The organism is Corynebacterium sp. UMB4614 (genome assembly GCF_030217065.1).
Lineage (GTDB): Bacteria > Actinomycetota > Actinomycetes > Mycobacteriales > Mycobacteriaceae > Corynebacterium.
The window spans coordinates 1-6,216 of sequence record NZ_JASONC010000037.1 but is presented as its reverse complement, the minus strand read 5'-3'; the positions used below and the strand labels follow the sequence as shown (position 1 = coordinate 6,216).

The following is a 6,216-nucleotide window of genomic DNA, read 5'->3' as shown; positions in this document are numbered from 1 at the left end:
GTGTTCATTGTCTGCTGCGACGGGCTCAAAGGCTTGCCGGAAGCCGTGGAAGCCACCTGGCCGAATTCCATGGTGCAGACCTGTATCGTGCACCTGATTCGGGCTGCGAACCGGTGGGTGTCGTATCAGGACCGCAAAGGTGTCTCCCGGGCGCTGCGTGAGGTCTACACGGCCACAAACGAGGACACCGCCCGTGCCGCCTTGGATGCGTTCGAGGCCAGTGAACTGGGCCGGAAATACCCGCAGTCGGTCAAAGTTTGGCGCGACGCTTGGGAGCGGTTCGTGCCGTTTTTACAGTTTCCGCCGGCGGCACGCCGGGTGCTCTACACCACGAATTCGATCGAGTCGCTGAATGCTGAACTGCGGAAAGCTACCCGTAACCGCGGGCAATTCCCGAACGATACCGCGGCGCTGAAGACGCTTTGGTTGATGATCTGCAACATCGAAGACAAGCGCGCTGCGCAGCGAGCCAAGAAAGCGAAGCGCGACGTTGAGTGCAACGGCTATATTGAAGGAGCGAAAGCCACCGGGTGGAAACAAGCCATCAACCAACTAGCCGTGGCTTACCCCGACCGATTCGCGGACTACTTGTAAACCAAACCCCCGCACACAAAGAATCGGACACCCTCAACTCACGGGCAAGATCCATCTTTGTCTCACCGGCAAGGTGGCGCTGGACAACTTCCTTCTTGATGTCGAACGAATACTGCTGCTTTGTCGGTTTCTCCACAAGACATAGCCTGCCATGCAGCTGAAACCGACGATAGAGGTCGCGTGTTGCGCTTGTCGAGACCCCGACCATGTTCGCAGCTGCTCGGTACCCCATGCCCCGCTCGAAACACTCCACCAACTGCTCGCGCTGATATTCGCTCAGCGAACTTCGTGCTCTCAATGGAAACTGCTCCTCACTAGTTGGTAACTGATTTCTCAGTCCAACTAATGGGGAGCAGTTCATGTGGCGGGAGGTTTTCGCGTGTCCGGGGCTCAGCTCCCAGTTAGCCGTTGATCACACTGGCGCTAAAGATTCCGCCCCGCTGCTGTGCAGCGGGGCGGAACGGGACAAGGGGAGGGCTTTAAGCCGGTGTCTGGTCAACCTTCTTGAGGCGGGAGTAGACCAGGGCAGAGAGCCCGACGAAGGCGATGATGCCGATCCACTGCGCAGGGCCGGCGAAGCTCTCGCCGACCACGGCCAGGGCGTCGCCGTTGGAGGTTGCCGCGATGATGCCGGCGTTGATGACTCCGAAGAGGGACTCGCCCACGATCAGGCCGGTGGCCATGAGGACGCCCATGCGCTTGCTGCGCTGCGGATTAGCCTGCTTGTCAGCCCACTTGTTGTAGACGTACCCCAGGGCTGCGCCGATAGGGATGATCAGCGTGAGAGATGCCGGAAGGTACATTCCCATGCCAACCGCGAGTGGTGGCAGGGAGTAGCGGGAGGACTTGCTCAGCACCTCGTTGATGACGATCACCACAACACCGATGGCTGCGCCCAGGCCGATGAGCCCCCAATCCAGGGAGTCGCCGAAGATGCCCTCGGCGACGGAGCTCAGCAGTGCAGCCTGAGGCGCTGCGAGGGCGTCGGGGCCGGCGCCCGGTGCGCCAGCGAAGCCGAAGCCCTTGCGCATGAGCTCCATGATTGGCGGGATGATCGCGGAACCGAAGATGACACCGAAGATGAGGGCCACCTGTTGCTTCCATGGGGTGGCGTCGACCAGCTGGCCGGTCTTGAGGTCCTGGAGGTTGTCATTGGAAATCGTCGCGATGCCGAAGACTACCGAAGCAGTGAACAGGGTGTAGGCGACGAGGGCAGTGGAGTCGGCCTCCCCACCCACGACGACCTTGATCAGCAAGGCAGCCGACAACACGACGATGATGCCGACGCCGGAGATGGGGGAGTTCGAGGATCCGATGAGTCCTGCCATGTAGCCACAGATCGACGCGACGATGAGCCCCACCAGGAGGGTGTAGATAATCGACAGGGCGATCAGGCCGGTCATGTGGTGCGTGATGGTGGTGTCCTTCACGAAGAGCCACAGGAGCAGGCCTACCGGCAGCATCGATGCCAGCGTGACCCCGGCGACGATGGGGAACGGGATGTCCTTCTCAGTGAGGTCCACAGCCTGGCCATCGTGGCGGGCACGAGAGGAGGCGAGAGCCTCCTTGATGCCACGGATGATGGGGCCGATGATCTTCAGGAGGGTCCATACCGCGGCGATGGCCATGGTTCCTGCGCCGATGAAGCGAACTTCGGAAGAGAAGGTGGTCGTGACAATCTCGGAGATATCTCCCTCGGCCGAAATGAGACCCGACGTGCGCAGCGGCATGAGAACCCCGTAGGAGATGACCAAGCCAACAATCATGGCGGCACCGACGGACATACCGACGAGGTGACCGACGCCGATCAGGGCGAGGGAGAGCGAGCCGCCCATCATCGTGGCGCCAGGGCCGAGGCGGAAGTAGGAGGATACCGAGGAGGCTGCGAGCTTCATGGCGGAGATGATGGACATCACCGCAGATGCGATGGAGCCAAGGATGATCAGACGCAGCCCCGTCTTGTTTTCCTCAGCGGAGTCCTGGTTCTGGGTGTCGCCGACCTTGAGCACCTCGGCGGCAGCTACCCCCTCGGGGAAGGGGAGGTCTGAGCCCGTGACGAGCGCCCTGCGCAGCGGGATGGAGAAGGTCACGCCGAGGATGCCGCCGATGGCAACCATGGAGGCGGTGGTCCAGTAGGGGAAGCCCTGCCACCAGCCGACCATGATCAGGCCGGGGAGGACGAAGATGATCGCAGAGAGTGTGCCTGCCGCCGAGGCGATGGTCTGCACGATGTTGTTTTCCTGGATGGTGTGATCCTGGAAATTGCGCAGAATAGCCATGGAGATCACGGCCGCGGGGATCGAGGTGGCGAACGTCAGGCCGACGCGCAGTCCGAGGTAGACGTTGGCCGCTGTGAAGACGAGCGTGATGATGCCGCCGAGGAGAACCGCGCGGAGGGTGAACTCTCGGACGGGGGAGCGGCGGGGCGCTGCAGGGTCTGTGCCTACAGCCGCATTACCGGTGCCTGTTGAGCTGGACATGGGGTGAACTTTCTGGTCAAAACTTTCATGTTCTGACGATGATGGTAGACCCCACAAGCCCTAGAGATGAATCTCGATTTCCTTTGCCGTCTGCCGAAGCGCGTCCCCGAACTTCTCAGCGGGGGAGTCACCCATGCGGGCGACGGGCCCGGAAACGGATAGTGCAGCTACCATCGTGCCGGTCGAGTCGAAGATCGGGACGGAGGCGGAAGCCAGGCTGGCGTCGCGTTCTGCAACGGATTCTGAGATCTGGGTTTGACGCACGCGCTCTAGCTCCGCGGCGCTGTACGCGGCGGTGGGGAGCACCGCCTGCTGCAGCGAGACGGGAGCCCAGGCGACCAGGATGCGGGCAGCGGAGCCGGCGTTGAGCGTCATCCGGGTGTTGCGAGGAACGGTGTCGCGAAGGCCCGTGGCAGGTTCCGCGTTGGCCACACAGAGTCGCTCGAAGCCGGAGAGCTGGTAGACCTGGACGGATTCCTTGGTCTGCTCCACGAGCTTCGGTAGGAGGTGCTCGGCCGCTTCCTCCAGGCGCGGGCTGGTGCGCGGGGCGAGCTCGGCGAGTGCGGGCCCGGCTGTCCACTGACCGTCGGCCTGGCGCTCAATCAGCCGGTGTTTCTCCAGTGCCACGGAGATCCGGTGGGCGGTTGCCCGTGGCAGGCCGGTTTCGTCGCAGACTTCCGAGAGGTTGTGCGGACGGGCTGCGATGATGGAGAGGATGTAGACCGCGCGGTCGAGGACCTGGATGCCGCTGATCGCCGGGATGTCTGGTTTCTCGGCGGCGGACTGCGCGTGTCCGGGGTCGACCCCCAACTGGGGTGGCTGTGGTGCCGAGTTGGTGTTTCGCTCCGATGTATATCCCATGATTTGATACTATACATTCCATCAAGTGGAACTGGCGAACTTTTCGGATGACTCCCGAGGTTCGCAAGATTCTGGAAATGAGGAGAGCGTAGTGAACACCACAACTAATACCACCCGCGGCGCAACAGAAAAGCCGCTGACGCTCGCCGAGAAGGTCTGGCGCGACCACCTCGTCGCCAGTGGATCGGACGGCGACCCGGACCTGCTGTACATCGACCTCCACCTCGTCCACGAGGTCACCTCGCCGCAGGCCTTCGACGGACTGCGCCAGGCCGGTCGTCCCGTCCGGCGTCCCGACCTGACCATCGCAACCGAGGATCACAACGTCCCCACGACCGGCGTCGTTGGCGGCAACCTGCTGGACATCGAGGACCAGACTTCTCGCCTGCAGGTCTCGACCCTGCGTAAGAACGCCGAAGAGTTTGGCATCCGCCTGCACTCGATGGGCGACATCGATCAGGGCATCGTCCATACCGTCGGCCCACAGCTCGGCCTGACCCAGCCGGGAATGACGGTGGTCTGCGGCGACTCGCATACCTCCACTCACGGTGCCTTCGGCTCCATCGCCATGGGCATCGGCACCTCCGAGGTCGAGCACGTGCTGGCCACCCAGACCCTGCCACTGAAGCCCTTCAAGACCATGGCCATCGAGGTCAGTGGCGAGCTGCAGCCGGGTGTGTCCGCCAAGGACCTGATCCTCGCCATCATCGCGAAGATCGGCACCGGAGGCGGCCAGGGGCACATCATTGAGTACCGTGGCGAGGCTATCGAGAAGCTGTCGATGGAAGCCCGCATGACCATCTGCAACATGTCCATCGAGGCCGGCGCCCGGGCCGGCATGGTTGCCCCAGACCAGACCACCTTCGACTACCTCGAGGGCCGCCCGCACGCCCCGCAAGGAAAGGACTGGGAGGACGCCGTCGAGTATTGGAAGTCCCTGCGCACCGATGAGGGTGCGGAGTTCGACACGGTCGTCCACATCGACGGCTCCAGCCTCACCCCGTTCATCACCTGGGGAACCAACCCGGGCCAGGGCCTGCCGCTGGGCGCGACCGTGCCCGCACCGGAGGATTTCACCAACGACACCGACCGCGCCGCCGCCGAGAGCGCCCTGGAGTACATGGACCTGACCCCAGGCACCCCGCTGCGCGACATCCCGGTGGACGTGGTCTTCCTGGGATCCTGCACCAACGCCCGCATCGAGGACCTGCGCGCCGCCGCCGAGGTGCTGGACGGCCGGAAGGTTGCGGACAGCGTCCAGATGCTCGTCGTCCCGTCGTCCACGCGAGTCAAGCAGCAGGCAGAGGAAGAGGGTCTGGACAAGGTCTTCCTCGCCGCGGGCGCTGAGTGGCGCACCGCAGGCTGCTCCATGTGCCTGGGCATGAACCCGGACCAGCTGACCCCCGGCCAGCGCTCCGCCTCGACCTCCAACCGCAACTTCGAGGGCCGCCAGGGCAAGGGTGGTCGCACCCACCTGGTCTCCCCGCAGGTCGCAGCGGCAACCGCCGTGCAGGGCACCTTCGCAAGCCCCGCCGACCTCTAAGCGAACACGTCACCCACAAGTTCACCCACGGAACCCACGAAGGAAGCCACACCATGGAAAAGTTCCACACCCACACCGGTGTCGCAGCGCCCCTGATGCGCTCCAACGTCGACACTGACCAGATCATCCCCGCCGTGTACCTGAAGCGCGTGACCCGCACCGGCTTCGAGGACGGCCTGTTCGCAGGCTGGCGTCAAAGCCCGGACTTTGTCCTCAACCAGGATGCGTTTAAGAACGCCTCCGTGCTGGTTGCGGGACCGGACTTCGGCACCGGCTCCTCCCGTGAGCACGCCGTCTGGGCGCTGATGGACTACGGTTTCCGCGTTGTCCTCTCCTCCCGCTTTGCGGATATTTTCAAGGGCAACTCCAGCAAGGCCGGGCTGCTGGCCGCTATCGTCGAGCAGTCCGATATCGAGCTGATGTGGAAGCTCATCGAGCAGAACCCCGGCATCGAGATGACAGTAAACCTCGAGGACCGCACCGCGACCCTGGGCAGCCATACCTTCAACATTGAGGTGGATGACTACACCCGCTGGCGCCTGATGGAAGGGCTGGATGACATCGGCCTGACCCTGCGCAAGGAAGAGAAGATCGCCGAGTTCGAGTCGCAGCGCCCGAGCTTCAAACCGAAGACGCTGCCAGCCCGCACCGCGGACTAAGTGGCGGATTCTAGGGGTCGTTGCAACATTTCCTAGCTTTCAGCTAAATCTAACAGCTCCGCCATCCGCTCCGCAGGAG

Annotated in this window: 5 protein-coding genes and 1 pseudogene; 3 read left to right on the top strand and 3 right to left on the bottom strand. The window is 63.3% G+C overall.

Annotation, left to right across the window (positions count from 1 at the left end):
- The coding region (locus tag QP413_RS09725) for a transposase (protein ID WP_284781579.1) at window positions 1-594 on the top strand (594 nt) is incomplete at its 5' end.
- Window positions 595-604: 10 nt separating this feature from the next.
- Here QP413_RS09725 and QP413_RS09720 read toward each other — a convergent pair.
- From QP413_RS09720 to QP413_RS09710, 3 genes and pseudogenes are all read right to left on the bottom strand, one after another.
- Window positions 605-892: pseudogene (locus QP413_RS09720) on the bottom strand (IS3 family transposase); the annotation flags it as partial.
- A gap of 181 nt (window positions 893-1,073) precedes the next feature.
- Window positions 1,074-3,074, bottom strand: a complete 2,001-nt coding sequence (locus tag QP413_RS09715) for an OPT family oligopeptide transporter (RefSeq protein WP_284781578.1) — start codon at window positions 3,072-3,074, stop codon at window positions 1,074-1,076.
- 60 nt (window positions 3,075-3,134) lie between these two features.
- Window positions 3,135-3,935: an IclR family transcriptional regulator gene (locus QP413_RS09710; protein ID WP_284781577.1), complete on the bottom strand. Its 801-nt coding sequence runs from the start codon at window positions 3,933-3,935 to the stop codon at window positions 3,135-3,137.
- A gap of 91 nt (window positions 3,936-4,026) precedes the next feature.
- Here QP413_RS09710 and leuC point away from each other — a divergent pair, with 91 nt between their 5' ends.
- A complete protein-coding gene (gene leuC / locus QP413_RS09705) occupies window positions 4,027-5,478 on the top strand; it encodes a 3-isopropylmalate dehydratase large subunit (protein ID WP_149121862.1) in 1,452 nt (483 codons plus the stop codon).
- Between the two features lie 53 nt (window positions 5,479-5,531).
- The gene (gene leuD, locus QP413_RS09700) at window positions 5,532-6,137 is read left to right on the top strand and encodes a 3-isopropylmalate dehydratase small subunit (protein ID WP_284781576.1); all 606 of its coding nucleotides are present in this window, start codon (window positions 5,532-5,534) and stop codon (window positions 6,135-6,137) included.
- Window positions 6,138-6,216: the final 79 nt, after the last annotated feature.

What these genes read in the sequence shown, in the direction of transcription:
- leuD (WP_284781576.1), top strand. Translation starts at nt 5,532, where the DNA reads ATGGAAAAGTTCCACACCCACACCGGTGTCGCAGCGCCCCTGATGCGC.
- QP413_RS09715 (WP_284781578.1), bottom strand. Translation starts at nt 3,074, where the DNA reads ATGTCCAGCTCAACAGGCACCGGTAATGCGGCTGTAGGCACAGACCCT.
- QP413_RS09710 (WP_284781577.1), bottom strand. Translation starts at nt 3,935, where the DNA reads ATGGGATATACATCGGAGCGAAACACCAACTCGGCACCACAGCCACCC.